Source organism: Neobacillus niacini (assembly GCF_046591715.1).
GTDB lineage: Bacteria > Bacillota > Bacilli > Bacillales > Cytobacillaceae > Neobacillus > Neobacillus niacini_L.
The window spans coordinates 590,256-606,524 of the sequence record NZ_JAWVNQ010000001.1 but is presented as its reverse complement, the minus strand read 5'-3'; the positions used below and the strand labels follow the sequence as shown (position 1 = coordinate 606,524).

Below are 16,269 nucleotides of genomic sequence, written 5' to 3'. Positions count from 1 at the left end.
CCTTTATTTAATGATTTATCTCATTTCTTGTTTTTTAGTCCAGGGGGCATTTGTTTTACATGGATTTCAAGCTTTGCCTCCAACCCATGGTAAAAAGCAATAGCAGAAGTTTTTCCTTTTTCACCGGCTTGAAGATTGCCCAACTGGTCTACTGAAGCGATGGAGATATCTCCACTCTTGAACTGAACATCTGAAGATAAAACTTTTTCAGTGCCATCAAAGAATCTAGCAATTACAACTAGCTTGGCTGATTCCCCTTCTCTTAGAGTCTTAGGGCCTTCCAGCCTAATTGACACAGGATCTGCTGGCAGAGCACCAACATAACTATTATTAGTACCTGCGCTATTTAGGAAACTATCAGGAGAGATGCGAAGAAAGCTTCCATAGAGTATATTTCCTTCTATATTTCTATCAACCTTGCCTGGCATCTCTAGGCTAACAAAGTCTTTTGAAGAGACAACGGTCCCCTCACTGTTGGATGTTTTGAATCCGTCATAGAAGAAATTCGTGCTATCAATGTTACCTGAAATGAAATCTTTTACCGCACCGGAAGCAGTCCGGTAAGAAAGGTTGTTTTTGAATATCCCCTGCTCTTCAGCAGTGAAATATGGATTAATCCGAAACACATAATTAAATCTTTTATTATTAAAAGCTGTGTTATTTTCAACAACCATCTTTCCTGGATTAAAATTGTCAGTAAATCCGTCCATATTATTGTCATAGGCAATATTGCTGCGAACAATATGCGCTACTGGCAAACCTTCCCCGCCGAGTTTAAAACCATTACCAGCATTGCCATCTTTGTTATAGCCATTGCTCAATTTCCCGTTCGAATAGGCAATGTTTCCTTCAAGTGTAATCGGCATATTGGCGCCTTCATTCGTCCGGTTATATAAATCCCAGCCATCATCAATATTGTGATGGGCGATGTTTCCTTTAAACACATTTCCGGCACCTACTCCTAACTTAGCGGCAAATCCGTCTGCATTTTCATCGGAAAGGTCACGGTTATCATGTGATTCGCAATTTAAGATTACATTGTACTTCGGCCACAAATCCGGATTGGTGCCACTGCCGCTAATTTGCAGACCTGTATCACCGTTATAGTTGAACAGCATTTGCTCTACAACATTGTGGTCACCGCTCACTCTCATCCCACTTGAGGTTGCTTTCGTGATCTGTATGCCAAACAAGCGCCAGTAATCTCCATTTAATTGCAGAATATTACTAAGTTTACCTTGACCATCAATCACTACTTTTTCACCATTGTAAGCCATTAATGTTTTCATTTTTTCTTTAGAACCGCTATATTCCTTCTTAATATTAATGATATTAGCAGGAGTATAGATGCCCTCACGCATGTAAATTGTTTCACCCGGCAGGGCGTATTTAATGGCTGTTTCCAAATCTATGGGATCATCGATGGTTCCTTTTGCAGAACCAGTTCCTTTTGGTGATACAAACAAGCCTGCCCCATTCGAATAAATTCTCTTTGTTACAGTAAGGCTTTTGGTAATCGGTGCAGTGGATGGTCCTTCACTTGGTGTATAGGTAACGGTAAAGTCAGTGGTTTCGTTATCCAATAACGTATTAAACGAATAGAGTTGATCCTTTTGAACATCTTCCCCGCTTACTACTTCCTCCCCATCTTTGAATACTGAAATTGCACCTTTATAATTGGCAGAAACTTTCAGGTCATACTGTGGTGAACCAGATTCCGGCGCCGAAAGTAAACTCATATTTGGTTTATCTGCTACAGGCTCTGTCGGTGGAGTGAGTACAGTATGAGCCTCACTAAGAGTGATTTTTGCATTCTGAATCGTCATTTTGGCATTTCTGGCTGCATAAAAACCAACATACATATTATCTTTGTCCATAACTTGAACAAGATCTGCACCCTTGACTCGTTGTTCAAATGTTTTTTCTTCAGCCAAATGAGTATATACAGCAGACATAATAAATTCTGTGTCAGTCCTCTCCAGCCTTACCTTAACAGGGATTCCATTTGGAACTTTATACTGTGAATCTGTTGTAAAAGGAGAAGCCTTTAACTGGCTTCCAAGATTCCCCCAAGGATAAACTACACCTGTCCTATAGATAGGAGCTACACCATTGCGCATCATCCCGACGCCAAAAATATTGGAAGCAGCGGGAACCTCTTCATAACCAAGGATCATCGGGTCTTGCCGGTGTGCACCGATCGTGTCTCTGACCATAATCCCGGCACTTTCCTGTCCATTTGGTCCAGCCCCTGTTTCCGGACCAAACTGTTCAATCGTCATATCTGCTTCCAAGACAAAGTTATGGATAGCAGGATTGAGCTTTGTATAATAGAATGTCAATCCATCGTGTCCTGGAGCCAGCTTCCCTCCCCTGCTCTCCAAGGTGATTTTTCCATCAATGGTGCCTGGCTTATCTGGTACTGCATGGTTTGTCCCAATTTTCCCAGGCAAAACATTCGCGGCAAAATTCAGATCCGTAGACTGACCAAATGTTACACTTTGCCACACTAAATTCTCGCTTTGGGCTGCGTTCTCATTACCTCCTGTTTCTTCTGCTAATGCAGATGGGATGCTGCTGCATAGGAAAAGCAAGGCAAGTAAAACACTTCGTATTTTTGTTATAGTCTTCAAATTTCACACTCCCTATTTCAATTTTGCAACAAATTTTTTGATACTTTCATTGAATTCATATAGCTATTCTCAGAGAGTATCCTTTGAATCTCTGCCTAATAAACCGTTAGTTATCATTAATGACTATTGTTCCGGAAGCGCTTTCAGTTTTAAGGTTTATAAAAGGCTTTATTCATAGAGTGAGAACAATTTCCTGCTACACACCTTTTAAAAAAACACTTCCACTTATTCTTATACCTTCCTTTCCTATAGTCTAAGTGTATTATGTAAGTTTAAGATTTTTTTGAGAATATAAAATTTTTAGATAACTGTTTAATATTTTAAACTGTTTAAAAAGATAGTTAAATAGTTTGTGTTTCGACACTAACATTAGCTTGATATATAGGTATAATTACTCTTTACATATTTGAAAACTTATTCTTTCATTGAATTTAAAAAACCCCTACTCAAATTGAGTAGAGGCATGATTACCGTATTATTTTTGTATCGTTATGCGGCATAAACTGAACATGTTGTGCTGATACCCAGCCTCCGATGTTAAACCAGCCGGTTTGATAGTCATGGACGATGTACTCTTCACCGGGTGCTACTTGCCCCATAATATTGCCTAAATAGACAGGTTTGTCCCGTATAACCGTATTGCTTAATACTTTTAAAATACCAATCCCTTGAGGTTGAGCTGGTTGTTGAGGTGCTGGTGCAGGTGCTGGTGCTGGCTGTGAGCCTTGTTTAGCAGGCAGCCCTAAGAACTTTGCAACTCCTCGTGCATGACCTTCACCCACAGCCTTTAAAAATGCTTCATTTTTTAATTTATTGGCATCGTTCGTGTTGTCAATAAATAAATTCTCTGTTAAGACCGCATCCATGTTTGTTTCTCTTAATACCGCGAAGTTCGCCCTTTTCTTGCCTCGGTCAGCAATTGAACCAAACTGTCTCATAGCTGCTAATATTTCTCCGTGGAGAATATTTTGTAATGCGCTTGCTGAAGGTCCGGGGGAAGTATAAACATAGCTTTCAAATCCTGTACCTCCACCTGCGTTTATGTGGACGGATACGAATACATTTGCCCCCCACGCATCCGCAGCATCATCACGGTTACCGAGTGGTAATGTTTGTTCATGACCACGTGTTACTCTTTGTTCAAAATCGGTATAATTCGCACTCATATATGCAACTGCATAATTTACAATCTTCAGGGTTAAGTGTTCCTCTTGCAAACCATTAGCAGCGGCACCTGGATCTGAACCACCATGGCCGGGATCCCACATAATCTTCTTTGCCATCGTATACACTCTCCTTTTTTTTCAGTATATGAACTGCAATTCATATTTGATTGTGCTGATGATTAATTTATTTACCTTTTTTATATAAAAACGCTGAATCTATAGCATTTTTACCACTGTTTTAAACCCTAAAAACATAATTTTTTATAAAAGGAACAGAATAAAGCATTGGAGGTGAAAATCATGGATGAAAATACAAAGAGCTATCCAAATGTCAGTTTAGGCGGAAAAAAGTCTAATGAAAAAGGTGAAGGTGATTCCGGCCATATGCGTTATGGGCAAGGGAACAAAGGTGAGAGTAAAGGAAGAAATAAGTAGTGAACTAGAGTTTTCTCGAGAATAAAAAAAACTAATCGGTTATATTTCCGATTAGTTTTTCCTTTATTATTAAGGTTTCATCTATTTCCTTGTTAATTGAGCTTTCTTCAATTTAAGGTCGAACCTGTCTGCATTCATTACCTTGACCCATGCTGCTATAAAGTCAGTGACAAACTTTTCTTTGTTATCATCTTGAGCATAAACTTCCGCCAATGACCGAAGAACAGAGTTTGAACCAAATACAAGGTCCACTCTCGTAGCTGTACGAACGATTTTCCCTGTTTTCCGTTCACGTCCTACATATACGTTTTCTTCTACCGGCTTCCACTCTACCCCCATGTCAAGCAAGTTAACAAAGAAATCGTTCGTGAGTGTTCCTATACGATCAGTGAATACCCCGTGCTCTAATCCGCCATGGTTTGTACCTAGAACACGCATACCGCCAATTAGGACCGTCATTTCTGGCGCAGTAAGGTTTAAGAGCTGTGCCTTGTCAACTAGAAGCTCCTCTGGACTTACACGATATTGCTTCTTCTGATAGTTGCGGAAACCATCTGCGATAGGCTCTAGTACTTCAAAGCCTTCTACTTCCGTTTGCTCTTCTGTTGCATCACCACGTCCAGGGGCAAAAGGAACAGTCACATCAAAGCCAGCATCAAAGGCTGCCTTTTCAATAGCACCATTACCGCCTAAGACAATCAAATCAGCAAGGCTAACCTGCTTACCATACTTACTTTGAATGTCTTCTAGGACATTGAGTACTTTGGCAAGCTGTTCCGGCTGATTCACTTCCCAGTCCTTCTGTGGAGCAAGACGGATTCGGGCACCATTAGCTCCGCCGCGCATATCAGAGCCACGGAAAGTACTAGCGGAAGCCCAAGCGGTTGTCACTAACTCGCTTACTGTCAATCCTGAGTTTAAGATTTTTTCTTTTAGCTCTTTTACATCACCATCTGTTAATTCGTAATCAACAGCAGGTATTGGATCTTGCCAGATAAGATCTTCTTTTGGAACCTCTGGTCCTAAATATCTGGCTTTAGGTCCCATGTCACGATGAAGAAGTTTGAACCAGGCACGGGCAAACACATCTGCAAATTCTTCTGGGTTCTGATGGAAACGGCGGGAGATTTTTTCGTATTCAGGATCGTAACGTAACGCCATATCCGCAGTGGTCATCATCGTTGGAACTTTAATGGACGAATCCTCTGCATCAGGTGCAAGATCCTCCTCATCAGGGTTAACAGCAAGCCACTGATAGGCACCCGCTGGACTCTTTGTAAGCCACCACTGATATTTAAACAATAAATCAAAGTAACCATTGTCCCACTGTGTTGGATTCGCCGTCCAAGCACCTTCAATTCCGCTGGTAATGGTGTCACGCCCCTTACCGCTGCCGTGGGTGCTTAACCAGCCTAAGCCTAATGCTTCCATAGGAGCCGCTTCCGGTTCCGGACCAACTTGACTAGCATCACCTGCACCGTGTGCCTTACCGAACGTATGGCCGCCTGCTATTAGTGCTACTGTTTCTTCATCATTCATTCCCATCCGCCCAAAGGTTTCGCGGATGTCTCGTGCACTTGCAACAGGATCGGGCTTACCGTTTGGACCTTCCGGATTAACATAAATTAGGCCCATCTGAACAGCTGCTAGTGGATTTTCAAGCTCACGATCACCTTTGTACCGATTATCTCCAAGCCACTCGGCTTCAGTTCCCCAGTAAATGTCTTCCTCCGGATGCCAAATGTCTGGGCGTCCTGCCCCAAACCCAAAAGTCTTGCCGCCCATTGATTCTATCGCAACGTTACCTGCTAATAGGAGCAAGTCAGCCCAAGAGATTTTGTTCCCGTACTTTTGCTTAATCGGCCATAGCAGTCTGCGGGCTTTATCAAGGTTGCCGTTATCAGGCCAGCTGTTAAGTGGAGCAAACCGCTGTGCACCCGTTCCGCCGCCGCCGCGGCCGTCTCCTATCCGATATGTACCTGCAGCGTGCCAGGACATTCGGATGAAGAATGGACCATAATGTCCATAGTCAGCAGGCCACCAATCTTGACTGGTTGTCATTAGATCACGAAGATCCTGCTTTAGAGCATAATAGTCTAATTTTTTAAATTCCTCTGCATAATCAAAGTCTTCTCCCATCGGGTTAGATTTTCTATCATGCTGATGGAGAATGTTCAAGTTTAACTGATTGGGCCACCAGTCTCGGTTAGATGTACCACTAGATGTGTTACTAGTCGCCCCTCCGTGACCAAACGGGCATGCTCCAGTGTTTGTATTGTTTTTAGCGTCCATAAATTTGTCCCCTTTCTACGAAATTAATAATTATGCTTCTAGTGGTGAGAACATAAAACTGGATGTCTATAATTATTCTATTTCTATTCTACTAAGCTATTACTTAAACTTGCATTGATTATCAAAATTATCACAAAGTTTTAACATTTAGGAAGTTGTATAATAGACTTTTCACATCAAAGAAAATATCTTTAGCCTATTCATTAACCCCATTAACCATCTTTGTTTCTGACTCATACAGTAAACGAGGGGGGATACCGATGTATTCATCAGATATATTTTTTCAGGAGATGTTCGTCTTATATGGAATGGCATTGCTGGGGTTTCTAATAAGAAAAAAAGGAATCCTAAATGAACATGCAAACGATGTGCTAACACAACTCATTCTTAATATCACTTTACCTGCCCTCATTTTATTTTCATTAGATATTTCCTTTTCTTACACCATTGCAAAAGAATTTTTGTGGCTCGTCTCGATGTCTGCCTACATTCTGCTATTATCAATATTATTAGCTATTTGGATGAGCAGACGTTCTATCCTTGACGGTAACCAAAAGAGCGTGTATCAAGGACTTATCATTTTTGGAAATCAAGGATTCATTGGGTACGCAGTAGTATATATCCTTTTGGGGGAACAAGGAATTATTTATTTAACCATATTTAATTTATGTTATTTGATTTTGATTTGGACATACGGAATATACTTGTTTAATAAAGGTACTGAGGTGATAAACTGGAGAAAAATTTTCATGAATCCCGGAATTCTTTTTACTTTAACCGGCCTATTAATATTTTTCCTTCCGGTACATTTGCCTGATATGCTTTCAAGAGGACTTGAAAGCGTTGGAAAAATGACTGTCCCTCTATCGATGATGATGATCGGTCTGTTAATTGCAGATGTAAAACGTAAAGACATTTCTATATTTGTGAAAAATATCTACTTGTGGAAAGCGTCTTTTATCAGACTCTTGTTGATTCCCATGCTGCTGCTGCCATTTGCTCTTCTTACTATTCCGTATCCATTACTTGTTATTGCTGTTCTCGTTTCTGGCATGCCTGCAGCCCCAACGATTTCCCTTTATGCACAGAAATACAATGCAGATACTAGTTTTTCATCATTAGGAGTCCTATTCTCTACCCTGTTGTGTATGATTACCATACCGTTTCTATATTTTGTTTTAACTTTCATTAATTGAATTTATACCTAGTCCTTTATTAAAAAACAGGAATCAATGAAGATTCCTGTTTTTTCCTTCTTACCTATTAACGAAACGTTGGATTTTGATAATTTTGAAACTGCTGTGTTTGAAACGATGGATTCACAAACGTTTGCCCCTGAAAACCAACAGAACTCATTTGAGCAGAAAGTTCTCGTTCTAGTTGATTACACTGGGCAATGACTTCTTGGCATCTTTGGATCGCTAACTCATGTCCTTGGAGACTCTGTTGAATCGTCTGAACAGCCATTCTTTCCTTTTGTATCATCTGCTCAAGCACTTGAGCATTCTGCTGTTCATTTTGAAGCATCTGCTGGTATTGATGGCTTGCCTGCTGTGTTTGTTGTATTAATTGCTGTGCAAGATTACGGCATTGGTTAATGTGCGTGATTGAATGCTGCGGTGTATGCATGGCTATTCCCCCCGAGTATGATTGTGGATTAAAAAATATAGGATTCAATTTAATCCCTTACTAGATTTCGCCTATTGAAACTATTCTACTCTCCATTACCAATACCAATAAATACACAGGTTAAACCTTCAAAGAAGCAGGGGAATCAAGTAAGATTCCCCTACCCCACAGTTTATTTTCCAATGAACATTTGTGTCCAATGGTTTCCAGATTTTTCATACCCTACACCAATATGAGTAAAGTTACTGCTTAGGATGTTTTTTCTATGTCCTTCACTGTTCATCCAAGCATTTACAACTTCTTGTGGTGTACGTTGTCCTTGAGCAATATTTTCCCCTGCTGACTTATACGTCACACCAAAATCCCTCATCATGTCGAATGGTGAACCATAAGTCGGGCTCGTATGGGAGAAATAATTGTTTTGAGCCATGTCTTGTGATTTCTTTTGTGCCACTCCACTTAATTTTGTGTCATGTTTTAAAGCTGGCAGACCGTTTTTACTGCGCTGTGCATTGGTTAAATCAATCACCTGTTGAACGTATGCACTAGCATCACCAGTTGCTGGTGCTGGTGCTTCTGTTTTTGGTGCCGGCGCAGCTGGTGCTGGTGCTTCTTGTTTAGGTGCAGCAGGTGCTGGCGTTGGTGCTTCTTGTTTAGGTGCAGCAGGTGCTGGCGTTGGTGCAGTTGGTGCCGGTGCTGCTGGTTGTCCAGCTGGTGCTTGTGTTGTCGGCTGTTGCTGCTGTCCTGGAATCTTTCCTTGTTGACCTCCAAATTGGTACCATTGAACAGATCCAAAAGGAATATACCTATACTGAGCATGTTTAATTAATATCGCTTTTGTATGAGGGTAATTCTTACTATCCAATGATGTTCGGTCAGCTGAAATATTCAAATCGTCATTATTGTTATCATTGTCAACATTAACGTGGTTACGATTTACTTTTCTGTTGTCAGTTCTGTTTGCCTGACGATCATTATTTACATTTCGATTGTGTATTCGATTTGTACGACGATCATTATTTACATTGGTTACAAAATCATCATTATTGTTTCGATTATAAGCATTTCGATCCCAATCACTATCATTGTTATCATTATTGGTGTAATCCTCGGTTAGTGGACCGTTATGATCTATCCCATCATCTCTTCCGTTACCAACATTTAAAGTGGTTTGGTCTCGATCTATCCTGCCTGTACGTACCTCATCCGCTGCATCATTACCATTGTTACATGCAGCTAGACCTAATGTTAAAACCCCTGAAAGTAACAAGCCTAATGGCTTTTTTATCAAACTAATTACCCCCTTTTGCAAAAATGTTTTTTTGCCTTCTTATTTTTGATTTTTCTTCAAGAAATATTGATGGTATTTTCTACATAAAAAAACCGATTGGTAACGGATACCAATCGGTTTTTTGCACTTCATATGGGGTAAGTTACTATTATTAATACATCTTTTAAAAAATTGGGGGTATTTAACTTTCATTAAAACCCTCTATTTCTTAACCATGCTTCACATAACTTTGGCCAAGCCTTTGCTTCTGGATGTTCCTCAGCCAGCCCTAATCCATGCCGGCCGCTTTCAAAAATATGTAGCCCAAAAGGAATACTGTGCCTGCTTAATTCAGCAGCAAAAAGCAAACTATTTTCTACGTCAACAGATGCGTCATCCGCTGTATGCCAAAGAAAAGCAGGAGGTGTATCTTTAGTAATTCGTAATTCAAGAGATAACTGTTGAATCATTTCTAAACTAGGGCTTTCACCTAACAAATTGGTTCTGCTGCCTTCATGTGTATGGTCACCCATGGTAATGACTGGGTAACAAAGGACCATGACATCAGGCCGGCTGCTGACTCGTTCAAGATGATCTTCATCCTCCCTAATTCCTAGGTCAAAGTGGGTTCCAGCAGTTGCTGCCACATGACCTCCAGCAGAAAATCCAAGGATTCCAATATGGTCCGGGTCTATTTTCCACTCAGAAGCATGAAACCTAACCATTCGAATAGCTCTCTTTGCATCAAGTAAAGGTATTGGATGTTTAAATGGAGCAACTCGATAATGGAGGATGATGGCAGAAATACCAATGGAATTTAACCATCTTGCTACTGGATATGCCTCATGGTCTGCTCGACGGGCATAACCGCCTCCAGGAGCGATGACCATGGCTGGATACGGACCATTTCCATTAAGTAAAAAGAGCTCAATACTAGGACAATCTGTATTATGTCCATTTTCTTCTCGTTCCACATTTCCCCATAAAGGTATTTTTCCTCTTGCATTAGGACCTAGTCTTCCCATTCGGTAACCCCTCTTTCAGTTCTACGGATTTGCAACATATATAATACCAGAATATTAAAAATTAATGCTCGCTATTCAAAATAAATGTAAACGCCTTCAATAAAAATATTGGCCTATCAATGATTTATTTTGGTTTTTTTGTATTTAAAATTTTAGAAAATATGTTATATTCTAATAAATGAAAATGGGGAGTGAGAAAATGAATTCACTAATACAGCGTGCCTATAATTTTAATGCAGGACCATCCGCCCTTCCACTGGAGGTGCTTGAAAAAGCCCAGCAGGAACTGATTGATTTTCGCGGCACTGGTATGTCAGTCATGGAGCTAAGCCACCGGAGTGCAGCCTATGAAGAAGTACATAATCATGCCATTACCCTTCTAAAAGAATTGTTATCGATTCCCGATGAATATGAAGTACTTTTTTTGCAAGGTGGAGGAAGTCTTCAGTTTTCAATGGTTCCCATGAATTTCTTAAAGCCTGGGGAACAAGCAGGCTATATTATGACAGGTTCTTGGTCTGAAAAAGCCTTTGCAGAGGCCAAATTATTTGGGGACCCGTATCACGTTTTCAGTAATAAGGAAAGTCAGTATCGCCGAATCCCTCAATTTGAGGAATTACAGTACAATCCAACCGATGCCTATATTCATCTGACATCCAACAATACCATATATGGAACTCAGTGGAGTGATTTTCCAAACACAGGCGAAGTACCATTAATTGCAGATATGTCTAGTGATATCTTATCCCAGCCATTTGATGTCAGCAAATTTGCCTTAATTTATGCTGGTGCCCAAAAGAATCTTGGCCCTTCTGGTGTTACTGTGGCAATCATTCGTAAGGATATGATTGAAAAAGGGAATGCAAACATTCCAACGATGTTAAAGTATAGCACTCATTCAAAAAACAATTCATTATATAACACACCTCCAACATTCGGAATCTACATGCTGGGTGAAGTGTTAAACTGGATAAAAGAATTAGGCGGAATCAATACCCTAGGTGAGAGGAATAAGCAAAAAGCAAAACTTATTTATGATGTCATCGACCAAAGCAATGGTTTTTATGTTGGTCACGCTGAACCTGAAAGCCGTTCCCTTATGAATATTACTTTCCGAGTAAATGATGAAGAATTGGAGAAGAAATTCTTAAGTGAGGCAAAACTTGAAGGATTTGTTGGTGTAAACGGACATCGTTCTGTTGGCGGGTGCCGAGCATCTACTTACAACTCCGTTCCATATGAAACTTGTAAAGCCTTTAGCGAGTTCATGATTCATTTCCAAAATACAAACCGATAACAGAAAAGGGAAATATGGACTTTTAAATATTTCCCTTTTTTATTTTTCTGTATAATCGATAACCTCTTCTAACGCTATTAACAATAAAGAATGGAATGGGCGGGTGATATTTATAAATAAACGGCAGATAAATTTTGTAATACGCTTTTTTCAAGTCATCCCATTTACGGCATTTACCCTGCTTATAAAAATCTGAAACATCTACAATATAGCCTCTCCCATTACTCATAACAACATTTTTCCCATGAACATCATACGGATTTAATCCCCTTGACCTAGCATAGAGTATTCCCTCATCAACATCTCGAATGACAGACTCTGGTATCACTATGCCCTTTACAACTGCATCAAACAAATTCATTCCATCTATCCTTTTTAAAATCAAATAATTCTCTCCATAGTCAATCAAGGAGGAAAAGGATTCATGGTTACCCAGCCTTTTGTATACATCCACTTCCTTTTTTAAATCCTCAGGTTTTCTTCCATAGACCTTAACCACCCATTTAGGGTTGGACTGATGTAAAAAAACACCTGCATAATTTCCACTTCCGATGGTTTTCCACGTATTCGAGGAATTCTTCACAACAATTGGATCAAATGGACCTTCTGTGGATAGGTGGATATTAGGCAGCAATTCATTTCCTATCAATTTTATATATTTCTCTATTTTCATTACACACCTCAGAATGAAAGTGATTAATAATTCTTTATTTTAGTATATATCCGATATACACTTAGAATAGATAAAATATTCAATATAATAAAGAAAAATTTTCTATTTAATGATGAGGTGGAAAAATGAATTTTCCAATATTAGAAACTGAACGATTAAAACTAGTCCACATTACACAAGATTACGCTGAAAAACTGTTCGAAATATTTTCATTAGAGGAAGTAACAAAATACTATGGGTCTGACTCCTTTACATCAAAAGAAGAGGCAAGTAAGTTAATTGACATGTTCCAAAAAGGATTTTATGAAAAACGTTCTATTCGATGGGGAATGATCCTAAAAAAGGAAGAGACCTTTATTGGGACTTTAGGTCTTAATGGTTTACAGCTTAAAAATAAGAAAACTGAAATTGGCTACGAGCTGCATCCAAATTACTGGAGAAACGGATATGCCTCGGAGGCTATCAAAGAGGTCATTACATACAGCTTTTGTGATTTGGAATTAAATCGGATTGGAGCAGTTGTGTTTCCTGAGAACAAGGCATCACTCAAACTCTTAGAGAAGTTAGGTTTTATGAAAGAAGGACTATTACGGGATTATTTACACCAAAACAATCAGTTTCATCATACCTATATGTTATCATTGCTAAAAAGGGAATGGGAAGAAAACAATCGTAGAATCTCAACTCCATAAAAAATAAAGCCAGGTATCCCTGGCTTTCATCATTCTTCAAAATAGTCTTTAAAAGCTTTCGGATTACTGGTTTCCTTCCCCTGATAATAAGGGTTGTTTTCAGTAGAATCCACTGGGTCCAGATTGGTCTTAATTATCAAATGCGGCTCCGAGGGCTGTTCGGCAATAATCCTGTCGTTTAATTGATCGAAATCAGGCAATTTGTTATTTCCAGGTTGTCTAGGCTCCATTTCGTCTTTGACACCTCCTAAAAAATAGCATGCTGATTTTTCTTTTTATCATACATTATTTCTCTTATAGAATAATCATACTATTTTTATAAAGAAAAAACTAGGAAGTAGAAACTTCCTAGTATGGTTATTCTTCTTCGACTCCAAGCAAGAAATCTGGGTTTAGTTCCTCAAATTCCTCGTCATCAACATCATATCCCCAATCATCGTCATCATCATGGCAGCCCTTTGGATTAATGGCGACACATACTTTTGTTTCACCAATAACTTCCACTAGGAATTCCTTTTCGACATGGACAATGATTCGATTACCATTTGGGGAGATGACTGCTTCACAACAATTAGGCTGTTGCAGAACACGAGCACAAATCTCATTGTCATCCAGGCAATCATGATCACGGTATTTCAACTTAATGACATCTGTATATTTTACACATTCAGTAACAACCTCTGTTCTGGTATTGTCATTGTATGAGTACCATACATTGATGTCATAAGAGCCGTGTATTTCTACAGTTTTGCCGACTTTTTTCGCGTTGTATTTATGGTTGATAATCCAACAGCCAAGTATGCTGGTTGGACTATGTGCCGGGCTAATCGTATGATTGGAATTGGTGAATTTACGCCCTTTCGCTACTACGGCCTTAACAATTATCTCTCTGTATTCTCCCATTTCGCGCGAAACCTCCTCTTTCATTTTCATTTCATCCTATGCAATTTTTTAGACTAGTGTGCGATATATTTCTGAGAATACTGGTTAAAAGTTTAGTCATAGTTCATTTTATGCGGGAGTCTTATGTAGGTTACAAATAGGCATGTATTTATGTCAGAAGGATTTACAACGGAACCAATGCAAAAAAAAATAACCAGGCTTATAACTAAGCCTGGTTAGATTTATTTAATGTTGGTGGTCATGGTCATCGTGGTTCCCACAAGATCCGCCATTTCTTACACTTGCACCTGTTTCACCTTTTAATACATCTCCACCGGTTGATTCAATAATGACATCTGTCACCTTATTTGAGATGGTTGTGGCAATTAACTGAAGCAATTCATTTACTTCAATTTGTGACTGTTTGAATTCCTGAACAACCGGAATATCGTCAAGTTCTTGTTCAATTGAAGCGATTTTATCTTCGACCTTTTTTAATGCTTCTGGTTTACCATAATGCTGCAGGTTAACAGCTTGCTTTTGCAAACCCTTAATATCTGATATTAGTGTACTAACCTTTGGGTTTACGTGAATCTGTGCTTCCGCACGTTTAAAAAAATCAACTTCCTCTGTTTCTGCAATCATACGTGCTAATTCTTGAGCACGCGCGATGATATCGTCTTTTGTATACTTCGCCACTTTACTTCACCTCTGCCGGTTCTAATTCTTCCACCATTTCTCCGTTTAATGACCATGTTTTTGCGTCTGTTATTCTAACTTTAATAATTTTGCCGATTGCTGATTTAGGAGCAGCAAAATTCACAAGCTTGTTTCTAGATGTATATCCTGCGAGGACATCAGGATTGTTCTTGCTTTCCCCTTCAACAAGAACCTCAACAATCTGTCCCTTATATTTTTTCATTGCTTCTGCAGATAGCTCATTAACTAAAGCATTTAAACGCTGAAGTCGTTCTTTCTTTACTTCCATCGGAACATTATCCTGCATTTTTGCAGCAGGTGTACCTTCACGAGGTGAATAAATAAATGTATAAGCTAGTTCATAGCCCACTTCACGATATAATGACATTGTTTCTTCAAATTGTTCATCCGTTTCATTTGGATAACCAACGATAATATCAGTAGTTAGAGCAACATTTGGAATAGCAGCTTTAATTTTGCGAACAAGCTCTAAATATTGTTCTCTTGTATATTTTCGAGCCATAATTTTTAATACATCGGTTGATCCAGATTGAACAGGCAGGTGAATATGATCCATTAGGTTTCCGCCTTTTGCAAGGACTTCAATTAAATGGTCATCAAAATCACGCGGGTGACTTGTCGTAAAACGAATTCGAGGAATATCGATCTTCCGTAATTCATCCATGAGGTCACCTAGGCCATATTTCACACCTTCTAAATCTTTTCCGTATGCATTTACGTTTTGACCCAATAGAGTAACTTCCTGATAGCCCTGTGCCGCTAAATGGCGTACTTCTTGGATAATCTCTTCAGGACGACGGCTTCGTTCTTTACCACGAGTATATGGAACAATACAATAGGTACAGAATTTGTCACAGCCGTACATAATGTTAACCCATGCCTTAATATTGCCACGTCTTACCTTTGGCAGATTTTCAATAACGTCGCCTTCTTTTGACCAAACTTCAACAACCATTTCCTTTGACATATATGCTTCATTAAGGATATTTGGTAAACGGTGAATGTTATGTGTACCAAAGATCATGTCAACTTGGTTGTATGTTTTTAGAATCTTATTAACGACTGATTCTTCTTGTGACATACATCCGCAAACACCTAGAAGCAAATCTGGCTTTTCCAGCTTCAAATGCTTTAAATGACCTAATTCACCAAACACTTTGTTTTCAGCATTCTCACGAATGGCACAAGTATTAAGGAGTATCACATTGGCATCCTCTGTAGAATCTGTTGGCTCATAGCCCAAAGCTAAGAAAATCCCCGCCATTACTTCAGTATCATGTTCATTCATTTGACAGCCATAGGTACGGATATAAAACTTACGGCCTTCTCCCATACCACGGAATTCTTCAGGAATAGAGAAGTCGTTATGATACTTCACTTCTTCTTTCCCGCGCTTTTTAGCGTCTTTTAAAGAAGGTGCCGTAATTACCTGCTCAAAGTATTTACTGTAATCCTTGGCGGATTTTTTGTCCGAAGAATTAGCAGCTTCAATTTGACCGGCATCTACACGTTGTTTTTCATTCATGAATAATAAATCTCCTTTCAAACAATATAA

General features: G+C 39.3%; 14 protein-coding genes and 1 pseudogene. 4 read left to right on the top strand and 11 right to left on the bottom strand.

Going from position 1 to position 16,269, the window contains the following annotated elements; all coding sequences use genetic code 11:
- Positions 1-20: 20 nt before the first annotated feature.
- Both SFC47_RS03100 and SFC47_RS03095 read right to left on the bottom strand, forming a co-directional pair.
- Positions 21-2,633 (bottom strand): right-handed parallel beta-helix repeat-containing protein, encoded by a 2,613-nt coding sequence (locus SFC47_RS03100; protein WP_411252784.1) that lies wholly within the window; start codon positions 2,631-2,633, stop codon positions 21-23.
- A 467-nt stretch (positions 2,634-3,100) separates the two neighbouring features.
- A complete protein-coding gene (locus SFC47_RS03095; protein WP_411252783.1) occupies positions 3,101-3,916 on the bottom strand; it encodes an N-acetylmuramoyl-L-alanine amidase family protein in 816 nt (271 codons plus the stop codon).
- 183 nt (positions 3,917-4,099) lie between these two features.
- On the opposite strand from SFC47_RS03095, the gene SFC47_RS03090 reads away from it, so the two are divergent.
- Positions 4,100-4,234: a hypothetical protein gene (locus SFC47_RS03090; RefSeq protein ID WP_260631366.1), complete on the top strand. Its 135-nt coding sequence runs from the start codon at positions 4,100-4,102 to the stop codon at positions 4,232-4,234.
- A gap of 81 nt (positions 4,235-4,315) precedes the next feature.
- Here the strand turns inward: SFC47_RS03090 and katG are convergent, their stop codons facing one another.
- Complete coding sequence (gene katG, locus SFC47_RS03085) at positions 4,316-6,526, bottom strand: catalase/peroxidase HPI (protein WP_411252782.1); 2,211 nt, start codon at positions 6,524-6,526, stop codon at positions 4,316-4,318.
- Between the two features lie 260 nt (positions 6,527-6,786).
- Between katG and SFC47_RS03080 the strand changes: the two genes are divergently transcribed.
- On the top strand, positions 6,787-7,722 hold the full coding sequence (locus tag SFC47_RS03080; RefSeq protein WP_411252781.1) for an AEC family transporter: 936 nt from the start codon (positions 6,787-6,789) through the stop codon (positions 7,720-7,722).
- 67 nt (positions 7,723-7,789) lie between these two features.
- Here SFC47_RS03080 and SFC47_RS03075 read toward each other — a convergent pair whose 3' ends face one another.
- From SFC47_RS03075 to SFC47_RS03065, 3 genes and pseudogenes are all read right to left on the bottom strand, one after another.
- The gene (locus tag SFC47_RS03075) at positions 7,790-8,155 is read right to left on the bottom strand and encodes a hypothetical protein (RefSeq protein ID WP_411252780.1); all 366 of its coding nucleotides are present in this window, start codon (positions 8,153-8,155) and stop codon (positions 7,790-7,792) included.
- A gap of 172 nt (positions 8,156-8,327) precedes the next feature.
- Positions 8,328-8,702: pseudogene (locus SFC47_RS03070) on the bottom strand (CAP domain-containing protein); the annotation flags it as partial.
- A gap of 935 nt (positions 8,703-9,637) precedes the next feature.
- Positions 9,638-10,450 carry an alpha/beta hydrolase gene (locus SFC47_RS03065; protein WP_411252779.1) on the bottom strand — a complete coding sequence of 271 codons (813 nt, stop codon included), beginning with the start codon at positions 10,448-10,450 and terminating at the stop codon, positions 9,638-9,640.
- 199 nt (positions 10,451-10,649) lie between these two features.
- Between SFC47_RS03065 and serC the strand changes: the two genes are divergently transcribed.
- Positions 10,650-11,747 carry a 3-phosphoserine/phosphohydroxythreonine transaminase gene (serC, locus tag SFC47_RS03060; protein ID WP_411252778.1) on the top strand — a complete coding sequence of 366 codons (1,098 nt, stop codon included), beginning with the start codon at positions 10,650-10,652 and terminating at the stop codon, positions 11,745-11,747.
- Between the two features lie 22 nt (positions 11,748-11,769).
- Here serC and SFC47_RS03055 read toward each other — a convergent pair whose 3' ends face one another.
- Positions 11,770-12,420: a protein kinase family protein gene (locus SFC47_RS03055; protein WP_411252777.1), complete on the bottom strand. Its 651-nt coding sequence runs from the start codon at positions 12,418-12,420 to the stop codon at positions 11,770-11,772.
- 125 nt (positions 12,421-12,545) lie between these two features.
- On the opposite strand from SFC47_RS03055, the gene SFC47_RS03050 reads away from it, so the two are divergent.
- Entirely contained in the window at positions 12,546-13,112 is a 567-nt protein-coding gene (locus tag SFC47_RS03050) for a GNAT family N-acetyltransferase (protein ID WP_411252776.1), read from the top strand.
- Between the two features lie 29 nt (positions 13,113-13,141).
- Here the strand turns inward: SFC47_RS03050 and SFC47_RS03045 are convergent, their stop codons facing one another.
- The 4 genes from SFC47_RS03045 to miaB all read right to left on the bottom strand — a co-directional run bounded on the left by SFC47_RS03045 (position 13,142) and on the right by miaB (position 16,239).
- Complete coding sequence (locus SFC47_RS03045) at positions 13,142-13,342, bottom strand: hypothetical protein (protein WP_411252775.1); 201 nt, start codon at positions 13,340-13,342, stop codon at positions 13,142-13,144.
- 127 nt (positions 13,343-13,469) lie between these two features.
- The gene (locus tag SFC47_RS03040; RefSeq protein ID WP_411253609.1) at positions 13,470-14,015 is read right to left on the bottom strand and encodes an outer spore coat protein CotE; all 546 of its coding nucleotides are present in this window, start codon (positions 14,013-14,015) and stop codon (positions 13,470-13,472) included.
- Positions 14,016-14,240: 225 nt separating this feature from the next.
- Positions 14,241-14,693 (bottom strand): YlbF/YmcA family competence regulator, encoded by a 453-nt coding sequence (locus tag SFC47_RS03035; protein WP_411252774.1) that lies wholly within the window; start codon positions 14,691-14,693, stop codon positions 14,241-14,243.
- 1 nt (position 14,694) lies between these two features.
- The gene (gene miaB / locus SFC47_RS03030; protein ID WP_411252773.1) at positions 14,695-16,239 is read right to left on the bottom strand and encodes a tRNA (N6-isopentenyl adenosine(37)-C2)-methylthiotransferase MiaB; all 1,545 of its coding nucleotides are present in this window, start codon (positions 16,237-16,239) and stop codon (positions 14,695-14,697) included.
- Positions 16,240-16,269 lie beyond the last annotated feature (30 nt).

What these genes read in the sequence shown, in the direction of transcription:
- SFC47_RS03080 (WP_411252781.1), top strand. Translation starts at nt 6,787, where the DNA reads ATGTATTCATCAGATATATTTTTTCAGGAGATGTTCGTCTTATATGGA.
- miaB (WP_411252773.1), bottom strand. Translation starts at nt 16,239, where the DNA reads ATGAATGAAAAACAACGTGTAGATGCCGGTCAAATTGAAGCTGCTAAT.
- serC (WP_411252778.1), top strand. Translation starts at nt 10,650, where the DNA reads ATGAATTCACTAATACAGCGTGCCTATAATTTTAATGCAGGACCATCC.
- SFC47_RS03095 (WP_411252783.1), bottom strand. Translation starts at nt 3,916, where the DNA reads ATGGCAAAGAAGATTATGTGGGATCCCGGCCATGGTGGTTCAGATCCA.
- SFC47_RS03050 (WP_411252776.1), top strand. Translation starts at nt 12,546, where the DNA reads ATGAATTTTCCAATATTAGAAACTGAACGATTAAAACTAGTCCACATT.
- SFC47_RS03075 (WP_411252780.1), bottom strand. Translation starts at nt 8,155, where the DNA reads ATGCATACACCGCAGCATTCAATCACGCACATTAACCAATGCCGTAAT.
- SFC47_RS03055 (WP_411252777.1), bottom strand. Translation starts at nt 12,420, where the DNA reads ATGAAAATAGAGAAATATATAAAATTGATAGGAAATGAATTGCTGCCT.
- SFC47_RS03065 (WP_411252779.1), bottom strand. Translation starts at nt 10,450, where the DNA reads ATGGGAAGACTAGGTCCTAATGCAAGAGGAAAAATACCTTTATGGGGA.
- SFC47_RS03045 (WP_411252775.1), bottom strand. Translation starts at nt 13,342, where the DNA reads ATGGAGCCTAGACAACCTGGAAATAACAAATTGCCTGATTTCGATCAA.
- katG (WP_411252782.1), bottom strand. Translation starts at nt 6,526, where the DNA reads ATGGACGCTAAAAACAATACAAACACTGGAGCATGCCCGTTTGGTCAC.
- SFC47_RS03090 (WP_260631366.1), top strand. Translation starts at nt 4,100, where the DNA reads ATGGATGAAAATACAAAGAGCTATCCAAATGTCAGTTTAGGCGGAAAA.
- SFC47_RS03040 (WP_411253609.1), bottom strand. Translation starts at nt 14,015, where the DNA reads ATGGGAGAATACAGAGAGATAATTGTTAAGGCCGTAGTAGCGAAAGGG.